General features: G+C 72.2%; 12 protein-coding genes. 7 read left to right on the plus strand and 5 right to left on the minus strand.

Translation table 11 applies throughout. The features are described 5' to 3' along the window. Nucleotides 1–27 precede the first annotated feature (27 nt). Nucleotides 28–2,304, plus strand: a complete 2,277-nt coding sequence (locus ACH4MY_RS26435) for an MMPL family transporter (protein ID WP_398006205.1) — start codon at nucleotides 28–30, stop codon at nucleotides 2,302–2,304. Nucleotides 2,305–2,430: 126 nt separating this feature from the next. On the opposite strand, the gene ACH4MY_RS26440 is transcribed toward ACH4MY_RS26435, so the two are convergent. After that, nucleotides 2,431–3,357 carry a TIGR03564 family F420-dependent LLM class oxidoreductase gene (locus ACH4MY_RS26440; RefSeq protein ID WP_398006206.1) on the minus strand — a complete coding sequence of 309 codons (927 nt, stop codon included), beginning with the start codon at nucleotides 3,355–3,357 and terminating at the stop codon, nucleotides 2,431–2,433. Nucleotides 3,358–3,473: 116 nt separating this feature from the next. Here ACH4MY_RS26440 and ACH4MY_RS26445 point away from each other — a divergent pair, with 116 nt between their 5' ends. From ACH4MY_RS26445 to ACH4MY_RS26455, 3 genes are all read left to right on the plus strand, one after another. Beyond that, nucleotides 3,474–3,974: an HD domain-containing protein gene (locus ACH4MY_RS26445; RefSeq protein WP_398006207.1), complete on the plus strand. Its 501-nt coding sequence runs from the start codon at nucleotides 3,474–3,476 to the stop codon at nucleotides 3,972–3,974. Nucleotides 3,975–4,036: 62 nt separating this feature from the next. Then, nucleotides 4,037–4,732: an RNA polymerase sigma factor gene (locus ACH4MY_RS26450; protein ID WP_398006208.1), complete on the plus strand. Its 696-nt coding sequence runs from the start codon at nucleotides 4,037–4,039 to the stop codon at nucleotides 4,730–4,732. Further along, nucleotides 4,729–5,796, plus strand: coding sequence for a CU044_5270 family protein (locus ACH4MY_RS26455; RefSeq protein ID WP_398006209.1), 1,068 nt, complete (start codon nucleotides 4,729–4,731; stop codon nucleotides 5,794–5,796). Before ACH4MY_RS26450 ends, ACH4MY_RS26455 begins: the two co-directional genes overlap by 4 nt. A gap of 462 nt (nucleotides 5,797–6,258) precedes the next feature. Here ACH4MY_RS26455 and ACH4MY_RS26460 read toward each other — a convergent pair whose 3' ends face one another. Beyond that, nucleotides 6,259–7,248: a glycerophosphodiester phosphodiesterase family protein gene (locus ACH4MY_RS26460; RefSeq protein ID WP_398006210.1), complete on the minus strand. Its 990-nt coding sequence runs from the start codon at nucleotides 7,246–7,248 to the stop codon at nucleotides 6,259–6,261. 279 nt (nucleotides 7,249–7,527) lie between these two features. On the opposite strand from ACH4MY_RS26460, the gene ACH4MY_RS26465 reads away from it, so the two are divergent. The 3 genes from ACH4MY_RS26465 to ACH4MY_RS26475 all read left to right on the plus strand — a co-directional run bounded on the left by ACH4MY_RS26465 (nucleotide 7,528) and on the right by ACH4MY_RS26475 (nucleotide 10,787). Further along, nucleotides 7,528–9,123 (plus strand): hypothetical protein, encoded by a 1,596-nt coding sequence (locus ACH4MY_RS26465; RefSeq protein ID WP_398006211.1) that lies wholly within the window; start codon nucleotides 7,528–7,530, stop codon nucleotides 9,121–9,123. A 242-nt stretch (nucleotides 9,124–9,365) separates the two neighbouring features. Further along, complete coding sequence (locus tag ACH4MY_RS26470; protein ID WP_398006212.1) at nucleotides 9,366–10,106, plus strand: IclR family transcriptional regulator; 741 nt, start codon at nucleotides 9,366–9,368, stop codon at nucleotides 10,104–10,106. Nucleotides 10,107–10,316: 210 nt separating this feature from the next. Beyond that, the gene (locus tag ACH4MY_RS26475) at nucleotides 10,317–10,787 is read left to right on the plus strand and encodes a hypothetical protein (protein WP_328941329.1); all 471 of its coding nucleotides are present in this window, start codon (nucleotides 10,317–10,319) and stop codon (nucleotides 10,785–10,787) included. Between the two features lie 113 nt (nucleotides 10,788–10,900). Here ACH4MY_RS26475 and ACH4MY_RS26480 read toward each other — a convergent pair whose 3' ends face one another. From ACH4MY_RS26480 to ACH4MY_RS26490, 3 genes are all read right to left on the minus strand, one after another. Then, the gene (locus ACH4MY_RS26480; protein ID WP_398006213.1) at nucleotides 10,901–12,343 is read right to left on the minus strand and encodes a GH1 family beta-glucosidase; all 1,443 of its coding nucleotides are present in this window, start codon (nucleotides 12,341–12,343) and stop codon (nucleotides 10,901–10,903) included. A gap of 71 nt (nucleotides 12,344–12,414) precedes the next feature. Further along, nucleotides 12,415–13,338 carry a carbohydrate ABC transporter permease gene (locus ACH4MY_RS26485; RefSeq protein WP_398006214.1) on the minus strand — a complete coding sequence of 308 codons (924 nt, stop codon included), beginning with the start codon at nucleotides 13,336–13,338 and terminating at the stop codon, nucleotides 12,415–12,417. Between the two features lie 4 nt (nucleotides 13,339–13,342). After that, nucleotides 13,343–14,347 (minus strand): carbohydrate ABC transporter permease, encoded by a 1,005-nt coding sequence (locus tag ACH4MY_RS26490; RefSeq protein WP_398006215.1) that lies wholly within the window; start codon nucleotides 14,345–14,347, stop codon nucleotides 13,343–13,345. Nucleotides 14,348–14,401: the final 54 nt, after the last annotated feature.

The raw sequence follows: 14,401 nt of genomic DNA on the forward strand, positions 1-14,401 counted from the left end.
GACTTCCCTACCGGACACGGCCTTGCCATGAACGCAGGAAGCCCGGCCCAGGGCCGGCGAGCACCGTCCAAGGGCGCCTTGTACCGACTCGGGCACTGGTGCGCCCATCACTTCGTCGTCGTCATCGTCCTCTGGCTGGCGGCGATGGTGGGGCTCCAGGTCGCCGACCGGGCCATCGGGGGGCAGTACTCCGACGACTTCGACCTCCCCGGCGTGCAGTCCGCGGAGGGACTCGACGTCCTCCAGGCGCACGACCCCGCAGCCGGTGGCTACGGCGCGCAGATCGTCCTGAACCGGCCCTCCGGACCCCTCACCGACGAGGCGTCCGCGGTCAACTCGACCGTCGCCGCCCTGGAGAAGCTGCCCGACGTCCTCGGCGCCCAGAACCCGCTGCCGCCGCCGGGGACCACCCCGCCCGCCCTCCCCGCCGGGGTCCCCAACACGGGCCCGCTGTCCACGGACGGCAAGACCGCGTACATCACCGTGCGCTTCAGCGTGCCGCCCTCCACCCTCGGCACCGACTACCTGTCCGGTGTCGACGCCGCCGTACAGCCACTCCGGGACGCCGGCGTCACCGTCGAGTACGGCGGCCCGCTCGGCGAACTCGCCCGGCCGCAGGCGGACGACCGGACCAGCGAGGCGATCGGCTTCGCCGTCGCGATCGTCGTCCTCCTCATCGGCTTCGGCAGCGTCCTCGCCGCCGTCCTGCCCCTGATCACGGCGCTCCTCGGAGTGATCTGCGGCCTCGCGCTGCTCGGCCTGACGGCGGCGGCCTTCACCTTCGGCACCGTCTCACCCACCCTGGCCACCATGATCGGCCTCGGTGTCGGCATCGACTACGCGCTGTTCCTCATCACCCGCCATCGCCAGAACCTCATGAACGGGCACGAGCCCGCCGACTCCGCGGGCCTCGCGACCACCACCAGCGGCCGCGCCGTCCTGGTCTCCGGCTGCACGGTGATCATCGCCCTCTCCGGGCTGTGGGTCTCCGGGGTCAGTTTCATCGGCAAACTGGGCCTGGCGGCCGCGTTCACGGTCGTCACCGCCGTCCTCGCCGCGCTCACCCTGGTCCCGGCCATGCTCGGACTCGTCGGCAAGCGCATCGACCGGTACCACGTCCGCAAGCCCGTGGCCGAGACCGACGCCGAACCCGGCACACCCGCGCACGGCACCTGGCACCGGTACGCCCAGCGGGTGGAGCGGCGCCCCTGGTGGTTCCTGACCGGCGGAGTCCTGGTGCTGCTCGTCCTGGCGTTCCCGCTGCTCTTCATCCAGCTCGGCCACATCGGCGACGGGGCCGACCCCAAGTCGTTCACGGACCGGCGCGCCTACGACCTGATCTCCACCGCCTTCGGGCCGGGCGCGAACGGGCCGCTGACCGTCGTCGTCGACCAGACGGCCGTGCCCGCCGCGGACCGGGCGGACCTCGCCGACAAGCTCAAGCAGGCGCTGACCGGGGTCCCGGACGCGGCCTCCATCACCCCGCTCCAGGCCACCTCCGACGGGGACGTCCTGGTCGGCACCGCCTACTCGGTGGCCTCCCCGCAGGACGAGAAGACCACCCAGCTGACCGACCACCTCGTCGACGACGTACTGCCGCAGGCGGTGGCGGGCACCGACGCGCAGACCTATGTCACCGGCACCACGGCCTCCCAGGTGGACTTCCTCGACATCGTCTCCAGCCGGCTCCCGCTGATCATCGCCGTGGTGGTGGGGCTCGCCTTCCTCGTCATCCTGATCGTCTTCCGGGGCCTGCTCGTGGCGGTGAAGGCGGCCGTGCTCAACGTCCTCTCCATCGCCGCCTCGTACGGCGTGGTCGTCGCCGTCTTCCAGTGGGGCTGGGGCGGGCCCGCGCTCGGTGTCTCCGGCAAGGTGCCCATCGAGAGCTATGTGCCGATGATGATGTTCGCCATCGTCTTCGGGCTGAGCATGGACTACGAGATCTTCCTGCTCTCCCGCGTCCGGGAGGCCTGGCTGCGCACCGGGGACTCGAAGGCCAGCGTGGCCCATGCCCTGGAGATCACGGCCCGGGTGATCACCTGCGCCGCGCTGATCATGGTGAGTGTCTTCGCGGCCTTCATCGTCTCGGACAACATCGTCGTCAAGATGCTCGGCCTCGGACTGGCGGCCAGCGTCCTCATCGACGCCACCGTGGTGCGCCTGCTGCTCGTGCCCGCGGTGATGACCCTCCTCGGCAAGCACGCCTGGTGGATCCCCCGTTGGCTGGACCGGATGCTGCCGCATCTGGACACCGAGGGCGAGGGGCGGATGGAGCCGGTGGCGGAGGCGGCGAAGAAGGGCTGACCGGCGCGCGTGCCGGGTGCGGCCGCCCGGCACGCGCGGCCCGTCAGGGCGACGCCCCGCCACCCTTCGCCGACCCGCGCACCTGCGGGGAGCGCGAGGCGGCGGCCTCGTCGCCGGCGCCGTGCGTCAGCCGCCCGACAGCTCGCCGAGCAGCTTCCAGGTACGGCGGCGGTCGTCCTCGCCGCTCAGCTCCGTCGCCGTGAAGACCACCTCCGTCACCCCCGCCTCGCGGTAGCGGCGTACCTCCGCGGCGACGGTCTCCTCGTCACCGATCACGGCGAGCTCGGCGGCCCGGGCGGCGCCGGAGAGCTCGATGACACGCCGGTAGGAGGGGATCTGCTCGTACAGCGCGAGCGCCTCGGCCGCGCTCTCCCGCACGGCCTCGGCGTCGGCCGTGACCACGCCGGGGACGAGGGCCACGATCCGGGGCGCGGGCCGGCCGGCCGCCGCCGCGGCGGCGTTGACGGCCGGGACGATGTGCTCGCCGAGCGCACGCGGTCCCGCCAGGAACGGCAGGATGCCGTCGGCCAGTTCACCGCTGACCCGCAGGGCCTGCGGGCCCATGGCGGCGACCAGCACCGGCACCGGAGGCTCGGCGCCCGGGACCGCCGCCGAATACGGCGTCGTCGCCGTCAGGAGCTCCCCGTGGAAATCGGCACTGCCCGTCTCGAGCAGTGGACGCAGAGCGGTGAGGAACTCCCTGAGCAGACCGATGGGCCGCTCGTACGGGATGCCGAAGCCCGTCTCCGTCAGGTGCTTGGTGCCGAGGGCGAGCCCGAGGTGATAGCGCCCGCCCGTCGCCGCCTGCGCGGTCTGCGCCTGGCTGGAGACGAGCAGCGGATGGCGGCCGAAGACCGGGATCGCGGAGGTCCCGACCTGGAGGCCGGGCACCTCGCGTCCCACGATCGCGGCCAGCGAGGGCGAGTCGTACGCGAAGGTCTGGCCGAACCACGCCGAGTGCAGGCCTGCGTCGCGCGCCTCCCGCGCGAGCCGCACCGTGCTGTCGATCGTGCGCTGGACGGCGGTCGAACCGAGCGTTATTCCCAGGGTCATGCACCCGGCAACCGCCGCGCCCGCGAAGGGCATTCCCCCTCCTGTATGAAGAGTGTGTTGCGCGGTGGCCGGGGGAGCGGCCGAGCTCCCGCCCCGCGGCCCGCGATGATGGGGCGATGAAGACTCTCGCCGAGGTGGACGCGCTCGCCGGCCGGGCGCACGCCGGACAGACCGACCGGATCGGTGTCCCGTACGTCGAACACGTCCGCGCGGTCGCCGCGGGCCTGGCACCGCTCGGCCCGCACCTGGCCATGGCCGGGCTGCTCCACGACATCATCGAGGACACCGGATGGACGGCGGAGCGGCTCCGCGCCGCCGGAATCCCGGACCGGGTCGTCTCCGTCGTCGAGGCCGTCACCAACGTGCCCGGCACGGCCTACGAGGAGAAGATCCGCCGCATCACGGAGGATCCCGACGCCACCCTCGTGAAGATCGCCGACAACGCGCACAACAGCCGCCCCGACCGGGCCGCCGCACTGCCGCCCGAGCAGCGGGAACGGCTCGCCGCCAAGTACCGGGCCGCCCGGCAGGTGTTGTGGGCGGCGGCCGATCCCGCCGACATCGCGACGATCCTGCGCGTGGTCAACCCCGACCTGCTGGCGGAGTCCGCCCCCTGATGTGATCCGGGTCACGGGAACCCGCACCGGGGGCCGGACAGACGAGAGACGTGAACATCGACATGCGCGCACGCATCCGGGACGGAGACCCCTCGGCCTTCGCCGAGCTCTTCGACTCCTACGCCCGGAGCGTCTACAACCACGCCTTCCGGCTGACCGGCGACTGGTCGGTCGCCGAGGACGTGATGGCGACCACCTTCATGGAGGCCTGGCGGCTCCGCGGAAAGGTGGACCCCGAGGGGGGTTCGGTCCGGCCCTGGCTGCTCGGCGTCGCCACCAACGTCGCCCGCAACCACTGCCGCGGAAACCGCCGCTACCGGGCGGCCGCCGCCGCGTACGCCTCGGCGGGCCCGGCCGAGGCCTCCGTACCCGACCACGCCCCCGAGGTCGCCGGCCGGATCGACGACCGGCGCCGCATCGCCGCCACCCTGCGGGCGCTCGCCACCCTCCGCCGTACCGAACGCGAGGTCCTCGTCCTCTGCCTCTGGGAAGGCCTCGCCTACACCGAGGTCGCCCAGGCCCTGCGCGTCCCCGTCGGCACCGTCCGCTCCCGGCTCTCCCGCGCCCGCGCCAAGCTCCGTACCGCTGCCGAGGAAGAACTCGCCAGGGAGAGACAGGAACCGGTCCCGGCACGACGGGACCCGGCCCGGGAGAGACAGGAACCCGTCCGGGAAAAACGGGAACCCGCCCCCCGCCCCCGACAGACAACAGGTGATCGCGTGAACGCGGTCCGGCCCGCGCAGGAAGGAATCCGATGAACCCCGACCCGGACAAGACCCGTACGACGAACCGGCACGAGACCGGAGGCCTCCCGGCGATCGAGGAACACGACCTTCCTCGGGGCCGCCACCAGTTCCACAAGGAGCGCCTGATGAACCACATCCACGACGACCGCCGTGCCGACGCCCGGGCGCGCGCCCCGCGCAACCCCTTCCTGCGGAAGGCGATCCTCCTGCCGGCCGCCACCGCACTCGCCGGAGCGCTCGCCGTCGGCGTCCTCGTCCTCACCCCGGGCGACTCCACCGGCTCCGTCGACCGCGCCACCGGCCCCGCCCTCACCACCTCGATCGGCACCGTCGACCCACAGGGCGCGCCCCGCCTCCTCGACCGGATCTCGCTCGCCGCCGCCGAGGCGGACGCCCCGCGGGGCCGCGCCGGCCAGTACGTGTACATCGAGACGAAGTCCGCCACCACCTACGTCAGTACCGTCGGCGGCGAGAGCAGCCTGGTGAGCCGCCCCCTCCACACCCGGCAGTCCTGGCGGTCCCCCGACGGCCTCAGGGGCTGGCTGATCGAACCCGGCAACACCGGCCCCGAGGGCATCACCCTGGAAGGCACCGACGAGAAGGGCAACACGCCGACACCGCACCTCGGCGCGCCCTCCCACGACTACCTCGCCACCCTCCCCACCGACCCCGACGCGCTGCTGCGGAAGATCTACAAGGAGACCGAGGGGCAGGGCAACGGCAAGGACCAGCAGGCCTTCACCACCATCGGCGACCTGCTCGTCGAGAGCTGGCCCTCGCCGCAGCTGACCGCCGCGCTCTACAGGGCCGCCGCGAAGATCCCCGGCGTCGTCCTCGTCGACAGCGCCACCGACGCCGTCGGCCGCAGGGGTGTCGCGGTCGCACGGCTCGACGAGACCAGCGGCGCGCGCACCGAGTGGATCTTCGACAGCAGGACGCTGAACTTCCTCGGGGAGCGCACGGTCCAGGTGAAGGGCACGGGCGGCGAGGGCGGCCTCATCAAGCCCGGAACCGTCGTCTTCACCCACGCCGTCATGGTCCGGGCCTTCGTCGACGGCATCAGGGTCACGCCGTAGGGGCCCGACGCGACGCCGTGGCCCCGGCCGAGGCCGGGGCTGCGGGGCCGCGGGGCCGGGAAAGGGGAGTACGCGGTGCGGAGGCTGCTGTTACGGTCGTCGGTATGTGTTCCGTCATCCACAACCGACGGGCCCTGCGCGACCGGTCGACGGGCTGACCGTGGTGCCGGCCGTCGCCGGCACCGGGTCGTCCGTCCACCGCTCACCTCAGGATGACGAGGATCCTCACCATGCGCGCAGACCCGCGCCCCGTATTCGTGCTCGGGTACCGTTCGCACGCCGTCGACCTGCCAGGTCACGGCGAGCGGCGGACGCGCTGACCCCGCACCACCCCTTCGACGTGCACACCCTCGCGGCCTCGCCCGTCGTCTACTTCAGCAGGACGCGGATCTTCGCGGAGCTGCTACGAGCCTCGTCTGAGGCGTGCCCCGCACCCCGGGCGAACCGGGGTGCGGGGCACGCTCAGCTTGTCCGCCCGGCCGACCAGCCACCGAGTTCCGTCGGCCGGTTGGTGATGACCCCGTCCACGCCGAGCGTGTCCAGGGCCTTCCAGCGGGCGGGGGTGTCCACCGTCCAGACGTTCACGGCCACCCCCGCCGTGTGCAGGTCGCGGACGATCCCCGGGCGGGTGGAGAGTGCCGCGTCCGAGACGTTGTACGCGGCGAGGTCCAGTTCCTCGGCGAGCGCGACCGGGTCGGCGTCGAGGGTGCTCCGCAGCAGGCCCAGGGGCAGCTCGGGCGCCAGCTCGTGGGTGTACCGCAGGGAGGGGATGTCGAAGCTCTGCACGAAGACCCGGTCGGCCATGCCCTGCTCCCGGACATCCCGGATGATCCGGGCCACCTCCGCGTGGCTGTGGCGGCCCTTGATCTCCAGGAGCAGCTTTCCGCCGCGGTCCCGGAGGTCCGCAAGCTGGGCGGCGAGCGTCGGGACCCGGGCCCCGGCGTAGGCGGGGGCGAACCAGGAGCCGGCGTCCAGGGCGTTCAGCTGGGCGGAGGTCAGGGAGCGGAGGGGCCCTGTTCCGTCGGTCGTCCGGTCGACGGTGGTGTCGTGCAGGATGTACGGCACGCCGTCCTTGCTGGGCTGGACGTCGTTCTCGATCCAGTCGGCCCCGCCCCGCCGGGCCACCTCGTCGGAGACCAGGGTGTTCTCGGGGGCGGCCGAGGGGGCGCCGCGGTGGGCGATCACGGTCAGGGGCGCCCCGGCGGGCCGCAGCCAGGGGGTCGCGGCGGTACCGGTCTTCGCTCGGGCGGCGGCCTCGGCCGGGGTGCCGGCGTGCACCGTGGTGCCGTCCTTCGCCGTGGCGGCCTCCGCGACGGAGCCGGGCGCGGACGGTGAGGGCGGCGCGGCGACGGCGTACGCGGTCGCCAGTCCGGCCACAGCGGTGGCCGCGGCGACCAGGCCCGCCGTCCTGCGCCGACGGGACCGGGAGGCGGGCAGCTGAGCGTCTCTCATGACCGCTCACCCTACGGGGTGCGGTGTCGATCGGGCCGGAGCGGGGTGGGGCGTCTCGTGCCGCGCCGCGTGGCCACCGGACCTCGCGACAACCTCCACCTTCTGCGCACCGATCGGCGACGGGGCTGTCCGCATGGCTGCGATATGCCCCCATTACTCATCAATTGCCCGCCTGCCGGGCTCTGTTGGCTGTGGCATGAACACGTTTGCATTTCGCTCAAGCGTTCTGGAACCCTCCGTTCGGCTTACCCGAGACATGAGCAACGGAGGCAACCTCACATGCCCACAAGGCGCATACGTCGCGCTTGGCTCACGGCAGCCGCCGCGGCCTCGCTCGCGCTCACCGGCCTCGCGGCGCCGGCCCAGGCGGAGGACGTTCCGCCGGGCGTTCCGCAGAGCTGGATCCAGGAGCCCCGCACGGCCGAGGCGACCGCCTCGCCGTTCACGACGCGCGCCTGGACCGCCCCCGGTGGAGCGGCCTCGCCCGGTGACTTCACGATGGCGCCCGGCGCGCTGAACGCCGAGACGGCCACCAGAGTCGCCCGCCTGGACTCGGTGCTGCCCAAGTCGGGCGTCCAGAACCTGCTGACCGGGGCGAACCGCACCGTGGAACCGTGGTGCTCCCGGGACTCGTTCGGCACGGCACCGGACCCCGACATCAAGTACTGCCTGCAGAACGACGACTCCGTCTCGCAGGAATGGGTCCCCCAGGGCATGACCGGCGTCTCCGACGCCAAGGACAACGAGCTGTGGGGCGACGCCGGGAACATCCAGCTCTTCGCCTCTTACGACGGCTGGGACCCGGGCCGGGAGACCGACCCGAACCCGGCGACCGGAGACTGCACCACGGCCGAGGTCGAGGCCAATGACGCCTGCAACCAGAAGGGCGTCCGGATCACCTTCGTACAGAGCCGGACCAACCCGGCCACCGGCAGCCCCGAGGTCAAGTACCGCCACGTCCTCCTGGGCTGGACCTATGTGAACTCGGCCGACCACGTCTCCTTCGACGGGCTGCACGCCGCCGAGTACCCGATCCAGAAGGGCGTCCACGCCGGCGGGATCGTCTGGTACGGCAACTACCTCTACGTCGCGGACACCCGCAACGGCCTGCGCGTCTTCGACATGCGCTCCATCATGGACCTGGACCCGGACGGCGACCCCAAGACGCACGACGCGATGGGGACCGACACCGACGGCGTGAAGACCACCTCCAACGTCGAGGACAAGACGAAGGTCGGCCGCCACGACAACGTCTGGTACAGCTTCGGCTACCGCTATGTGATGCCCCAGGTGGCCGCGTGGAAGTTCAAGGCGACGCAGAGCAACCCGCAGGGTTCCTACGCCTGTGTCTCCACCGGCGCGCCGAAGGCCTCGTACATCTCCCTGGACCGCAGCGCCACCCCGGACCGTCTGCTCATGGGTGAGTACTGCCGTCCGCAGAGCGGCTATCCGTCCACGGGCCGCATCGCCTCCTTCCCGGTCGCGGCGCTGGAGGGCCGCTCCGCCGACGTCGCGGCGGAGGGCTGGGCCAACTACCTCCCCCTGACCAACGGCGGCTCCCAGGGCGCTGCGGCGGTGGGCGGCACGCTGTACGTGAACGAGTCGAAGGGCACGGACGAGCCGGGCAACCTCTGGCGCTACAACTGGAGCAACGGCCGGCTGGTCCAGGCGGGCCAGGCCGTCAAGACCGCCCGGGGCGCCGAGGACCTCTACGTCGAGCGCGGCACGGGCCGGCTGTGGTCCCTGTCCGAACACCGTCCGGGCTCGGCGGACGACTGCACGGACAACCGTGACAGCGCCGACCCGGCCGGGACGGACTACTGCCAGCGTGTGCTCTACGGACACAAGCTGAGCTGGATCGACGGCCAGCCGTAGCGGAGGTACGGCGTCCCCGTCGGCCGCGCCGAGCGCGTCCGGCGGGGACGCCGTCGCACCGACCGTCGCACCTTCGGTCGAACGGGGGGCCGGGCCGGCCGGCGGCCCGGGGGCCTCGTCCCGCGACACGGCGGACGACGCGAGCCCCTCGCCGGAATCGACCGGTCTGCGGCATGGTGGGACATGTGCCCGGAGCCGTGCCATCGGGGGATCTCGGCCGGGCCCGAGGAGTCGGGGGACTCATGGACACCGGTGAGGTACGCGAACCGCACAGAGGCGGGCTCCGGCGGGAGCGGGGCGGCACGCCCGGACAGGCACGCGGCCGGAGCGTACTCGAAGGGGCGTTCGCACTGCTCGACGCCCTGCGCCGCAGCGGTGAAGAGGCCGGGGTGACCGAACTGGCCCTTCTCTGCGGAGTGCCCAAGGGCAGCGTGCATCGTCTGCTCGACCAGCTGGTCACGCTCGGCGCCGTCGAACGGAAGGGCAGCCGCTACCGGGTCGGCCCGCAGCTGTACCGCCTCGGCCAGGCCTGGGAGCCCCACCCCGGGCTCCGGCCCGCCGCCCGGCTGCCGCTCCAACGGCTCAGGGCCGCCACCGGCGCGAGCGTGGTCCTCACCGTGCTGCGCGAGGACATGGCGATCACCGTCGCCTCGGTCCCGGGAGACCTCGAACCGCTCCTGCCCGTACGGGACGGCATCGCGTTCCACCTCGACACCGCCGCCGGAAAAGCCCTGCGGGGACCGCTTCGCGGCGGCGCCGTCCTCGACCGGGAGGACGTGATGGACGGGGTGTGCTGCGCCTCCCTCCCGGTCCGCACCCCGGACGGCCGCACGGTCGCGGCGCTCGCCGGTCTGGTCCCGGCCGGCCGGCCGCTGGACACGCTCGCCCGGGGAATCGCCGAGGCGGGGGCCGCGATCAGCCGCGCGCTCGTCCGGGGCGGACCGCGACGAACGGTCCCGCCGACGGCCGCGCTGGTGCCCTGACCACGCGCCGGGCGGCTTCCGGGCCGTTGCCGAGCGGCTTCCGGGCCGCGTTCGAGCGGCGCTGTTCCGTCCAGCGGAACGCGCGTAGAACCGGGCGGGGCGGGCGGGCACAGTAGGTGTCGTGCCGAGGGGAACGGCACACCGGCCCCACCGAACCGGGGCGGGCCGGAACCACCGTCACGCGAGTGACCAGATGTGTGGGGGGACCACATGCGCAAGAACCGGATCGCCCGAACGGCCGCCACCGCCCTTCTCGGGCTCGGCAGCGTCGCCGCCTTCGCCGGCACGGCCCAGGCCGAGCCGATCGACTACGTGCGGATCGAACTGGTCGAGCTGCACTGCCAGAAGAACAGCGAGGGCGACCACGACGAGGCGTACCTCAAGATCACCGACGCCAACGGCAACGCCGTCAAGGTCTGGCCCGGCAACGGCGTCAAGTACCAGACCATGGGCACCGGTTACGTCCGCTCGATGGCCGACGGCAACGGCAACGCGGCCCTCATCCTCGGCAAGGAGCAGGCCCGCACCCTGACCCTCTGGGACTACGACTCGACCAGCGGCGACGACAAGCTCGGCGCCACGCTCGTCACCGGCAGCGAGGTCGGAGCCGAGACCCAGTGGCGCTCCGTGGAGGGCTCCGGCGGCGTCTACGTCATCGGCTACCGCGTGATCGACATCTGACCCCCGCCCACGACGGTCGAAGGCCCACGAAGGTCGAAGACCCATGAGGGGCGAGGGCCCATGAGGGAAGGCCGTGCCGGACCACCGGCACGGCCTTCCCCGTTCTGTGGAGATCAGCCGCCGTCGGGGGCGAGCAGCTCACCCGACCGTGCCACCCGCGCGTACCAGCGGGCGCTGGACTTCGGGGTCCGCTCCAGGGTGTCGTAGTCCACCCGCACCGCGCCGAAGCGCTTCGCGTAGCCGTACGCCCACTCGAAGTTGTCCAGCAGCGACCAGAGGAAGTAGCCGCGGACGTCCACTCCGTCGGTGATGGCCCGGTGCACCGCCTCCAGATGCGCGTGCACGAAGGCCGCACGCTCCGGGTCGTGCACCGAACCGTCCGGGGAGACCACGTCCTCGTAGGCCGCCCCGTTCTCGCTGATGACCAGCGGGAGCTGGGGGTACGCGGCCGACACCCGGGTCAGCAGGTCGTACAGGGCGCTCGCGTCGACCGGCCAGCCCATCGCCGTCCGCTCGCCCGGCGCCCGGTGGAACGCCACCGAGTCCGCGCCGGGCCACGGCGAGTGGTCGCTGTTGCCGTGCCCGTCGTCCTGCGGCTTCTCCGCCCCTTCCGGGACCTGCGAGACCACCGTCGGCGTGTAGTAGTTGATCGCGAGCAGGTCCAGCGGCTGCCGCGCGGCCGCCGTGTCGCCGTCCTTGACGAAGGACCAGTCGGTCAGCTGTGCGGTGTCGCGGATCAGGTCCTCGGGGTAGGCGCCGTCGAGCATCGGGCCCAGCCAGATCCGGTTGCCGACGGCGTCGATGCGGCGGGCCGCGTCCCGGTCCTCGGCGGAGCCGGTCAGCGGACGCACCTCGTGCAGATTGAGGGAGACCGCGATCTGCCGGTCCGCGGGCAGTGCCGAGCGCAGGGCCTGGACCGCGAGACCGTGCCCGAGATTGAGGTGGTGGGCGGCGCGCAGCGAGGCAACCGGGTCCGTACGGCCCGGGGCGTGGACCCCGGAGCCGTACCCCAGGAAGGCGCTGCACCAGGGTTCGTTGAGCGTGGTCCACCGGGTCACGCGGTCGCCGAGGGCGTCGGCGACGATCCCCGCGTACTCGGCGAACCGCTCGGCGGTCGCCCGCTCGGGCCAGCCGCCCGCGTCCTCCAACTCCTGGGGCAGGTCCCAGTGGTAGAGGGTGAGGGCCGGCTCGATCCCGGCGGCGAGCAGCTCGTCGACGAGCGCCCGGTAGAAGTCCAGGCCCTTCTGGACGGCCGGTCCGCGCCCGGTGGGCTGCACCCGGGACCAGGAGACGGAGAACCGGTAGGCGTTCAGGCCGAGTTCGGACATGATCCCGACGTCTTCGCGGAACCGGTGGTAGTGGTCCACGGCCACATCACCGGTGTGGCCCTCGAAGACCTTGCCGGGGGTGTGCGAGAAGGTGTCCCAGATGGACGGGGTACGGCCGTCCTCCGCGGCCGCTCCCTCGATCTGGTACGCGGCGGTCGCCGCGCCCCAGAGGAAGTCGGACGGGAACGAGCGGGTGGCGGTGAGCGGCCGGGTTTCGGACGCGGTCATAGGAGAGCGCTCCCAACGCGGGTACGTGGTAGGTACGTTCGGTTCGTGCAGTACGGAGAGGGGGCGGGCCGTCAGCTCTTGACGGCGCCGGCCGTGATGCCGCCCACGATGTGCTTGCCGAGGAAGGCGAAGACCAGCAGCAGTGGCACGGTGGAGATGAGGGCGCCGGTCAGCACGACGGCGTGGTCCACGGTGTGGTTGCCCGCGCCGAGTCCGGCGAGCGCCACCTGGAGGGTGGGGTTGCCGTCCGGGGTGAGGGCGATGAACGGCCAGAAGAAGTCGTTCCACGACTGGACGAAGACCAGCATGCCGAGCACGGCCATGGCGGGCCTGGCGATGGGGAAGACCACGTGCCAGATGATCCGGAGGCTGTGCGCGCCGTCCATCCGGGCCGCCTCCACCAGCTCCATCGGCAGGGCCTCCACCAGGAACTGGCGCATGAAGAACACACCGAAGGCGGCGACGAGCGAGGGCAGGACGACCGACTGGAGCTGGTCGAACCAGCCGAGGTCGGTGATGATCTGGTACAGCGGGATGACACTGAGCTGCGGCGGGATCGTCATGGTGGCGACCACCAGGGAGAGCAGCATGCCCCGGCCCCGGAAGGGCAGCTTGGCGAAGGCGAATCCGGCGAGCGTGGAGAACAGCACGGTGGACAGGGCCACCAGGCTCGCCACGATCGTGGTGTTGATCAGCGCCCCGCCCATGTCGACCTGGTTCCAGGCGAAGCTGAGGTTGTCCAGGAGGCGGGAGCCGGGCAGCAGGGGGGCCGGGGCCTCCACGACCCGCTCGCCGGTGTGCGAGGCGGCGACCACGTTCCAGTACAGCGGGAAGAGGGAGACGAACGCGGCCACGGCCAGCATGACGTAGGTGAGCGGTCCGGCGTGGTGCTGGCGGCCGGCGGTCTGCCGGAATCGGCGCCCCGGCCGGGCCGCCGACGGGCCCCCGGCCGGTGCCTTCTCCTCGGTCGGCGTCGTGTCGAGTGTGCGGGCCATCGGGTCAGCCCCCCAGCTTCTTGCGGTTGTGGCGGGAGACGAGCGCCTGGACGCCGCCGATGAGCAGCAGGAGCAGCAGCATGACCCACGCGATGGCGGATGCCTGGCCCAGCGCGCCGGTCACCCACCCCTTCTCGTACATCAGCAGGCTCAGCGTCTGGAACTGGTTTCCGCTGCCGCCGCTGATGCCGACACTGCCGCCGAAGAGCATCGGCTCACCGAAGAGCTGGGTGGCGCCGATGGTGGAGACGATGATCGTGAAGAGGATGGTCGGCCGGATGGACGGGATCGTGACGCTGACGAACTGGCGCCAGCGGGAGGCGCCGTCGAGCGAGGCGGCCTCGTACAGGTCCTGCGGTACGGCCTGCATGGCGGCCAGGTAGATCAGCGCGTTGTAGCCGGTCCAGCGCCAGGTGACGATCACCGAGATCGCGATCTGCGCCGGCCACTTGGACGACTCCCAGTTCACCGGGTCGATGCCGATCCAGCCCAGCAGGCCGTTGATCATGCCGTAGTCGGTGTTGAACAGCTGGGCGAAGACCAGCGTCGCCGCCGCGATCGAGGTGGCGTACGGGGCGAGGATCGCGACCCGGAAGAAGCCCCGGCCGCGGAGTTTGTAGTTGAGCAGATGCGCCAGACCGAGCGCCATGAGCAGCTGGGGAACGGTGGCGATGACACCGATGGTGAAGGTGTTGAAGAGCGCGTTCCAGAAGAACTCGCTGGTCGCGAGGTTGGTGTAGTTCTCCAGGCCCTTCCACGTCGGGTCACCGCCGATCTCGACCCGGTGGAGCGAGAGCCAGCCGGTGTAGATCAGCGGGAAGAGGCCGAAGGCGGCGAAGGTGAGGAAGAAGGGGGCGATGAAGACGTACGGGATCGCCTTGAGGTCCCAGCGGTAGAGCGTGCTGCGCCAGCCGCCGGAGGAGGAGCGGTGGCCGCGCGGGCCGGGGGAGGAGGGCGGTGCTACGGGCGGCGGGGAGCCGTCCGGCTTCGCCCGAACGGAGGTGGCCACGGGGGCGTCCTTCCAGGTCGATGCGTGCGGTGGTGCGGACGGTGCCGGTCCGCC

The organism is Streptomyces sp. NPDC017246, assembly GCF_044331325.1.
Lineage (GTDB): Bacteria > Actinomycetota > Actinomycetes > Streptomycetales > Streptomycetaceae > Streptomyces.

Bases quoted from the DNA above. Each gene is read 5' to 3' on its own strand.
- ACH4MY_RS26460 (WP_398006210.1), bottom strand. From the start codon at position 7,248: ATGAGAGACGCTCAGCTGCCCGCCTCCCGGTCCCGTCGGCGCAGGACG.
- ACH4MY_RS26470 (WP_398006212.1), top strand. From the start codon at position 9,366: ATGGACACCGGTGAGGTACGCGAACCGCACAGAGGCGGGCTCCGGCGG.
- ACH4MY_RS26485 (WP_398006214.1), bottom strand. From the start codon at position 13,338: ATGGCCCGCACACTCGACACGACGCCGACCGAGGAGAAGGCACCGGCC.
- ACH4MY_RS26465 (WP_398006211.1), top strand. From the start codon at position 7,528: ATGCCCACAAGGCGCATACGTCGCGCTTGGCTCACGGCAGCCGCCGCG.
- ACH4MY_RS26435 (WP_398006205.1), top strand. From the start codon at position 28: ATGAACGCAGGAAGCCCGGCCCAGGGCCGGCGAGCACCGTCCAAGGGC.
- ACH4MY_RS26480 (WP_398006213.1), bottom strand. From the start codon at position 12,343: ATGACCGCGTCCGAAACCCGGCCGCTCACCGCCACCCGCTCGTTCCCG.
- ACH4MY_RS26475 (WP_328941329.1), top strand. From the start codon at position 10,317: ATGCGCAAGAACCGGATCGCCCGAACGGCCGCCACCGCCCTTCTCGGG.
- ACH4MY_RS26450 (WP_398006208.1), top strand. From the start codon at position 4,037: ATGCGCGCACGCATCCGGGACGGAGACCCCTCGGCCTTCGCCGAGCTC.
- ACH4MY_RS26455 (WP_398006209.1), top strand. From the start codon at position 4,729: ATGAACCCCGACCCGGACAAGACCCGTACGACGAACCGGCACGAGACC.
- ACH4MY_RS26445 (WP_398006207.1), top strand. From the start codon at position 3,474: ATGAAGACTCTCGCCGAGGTGGACGCGCTCGCCGGCCGGGCGCACGCC.
- ACH4MY_RS26440 (WP_398006206.1), bottom strand. From the start codon at position 3,357: ATGACCCTGGGAATAACGCTCGGTTCGACCGCCGTCCAGCGCACGATC.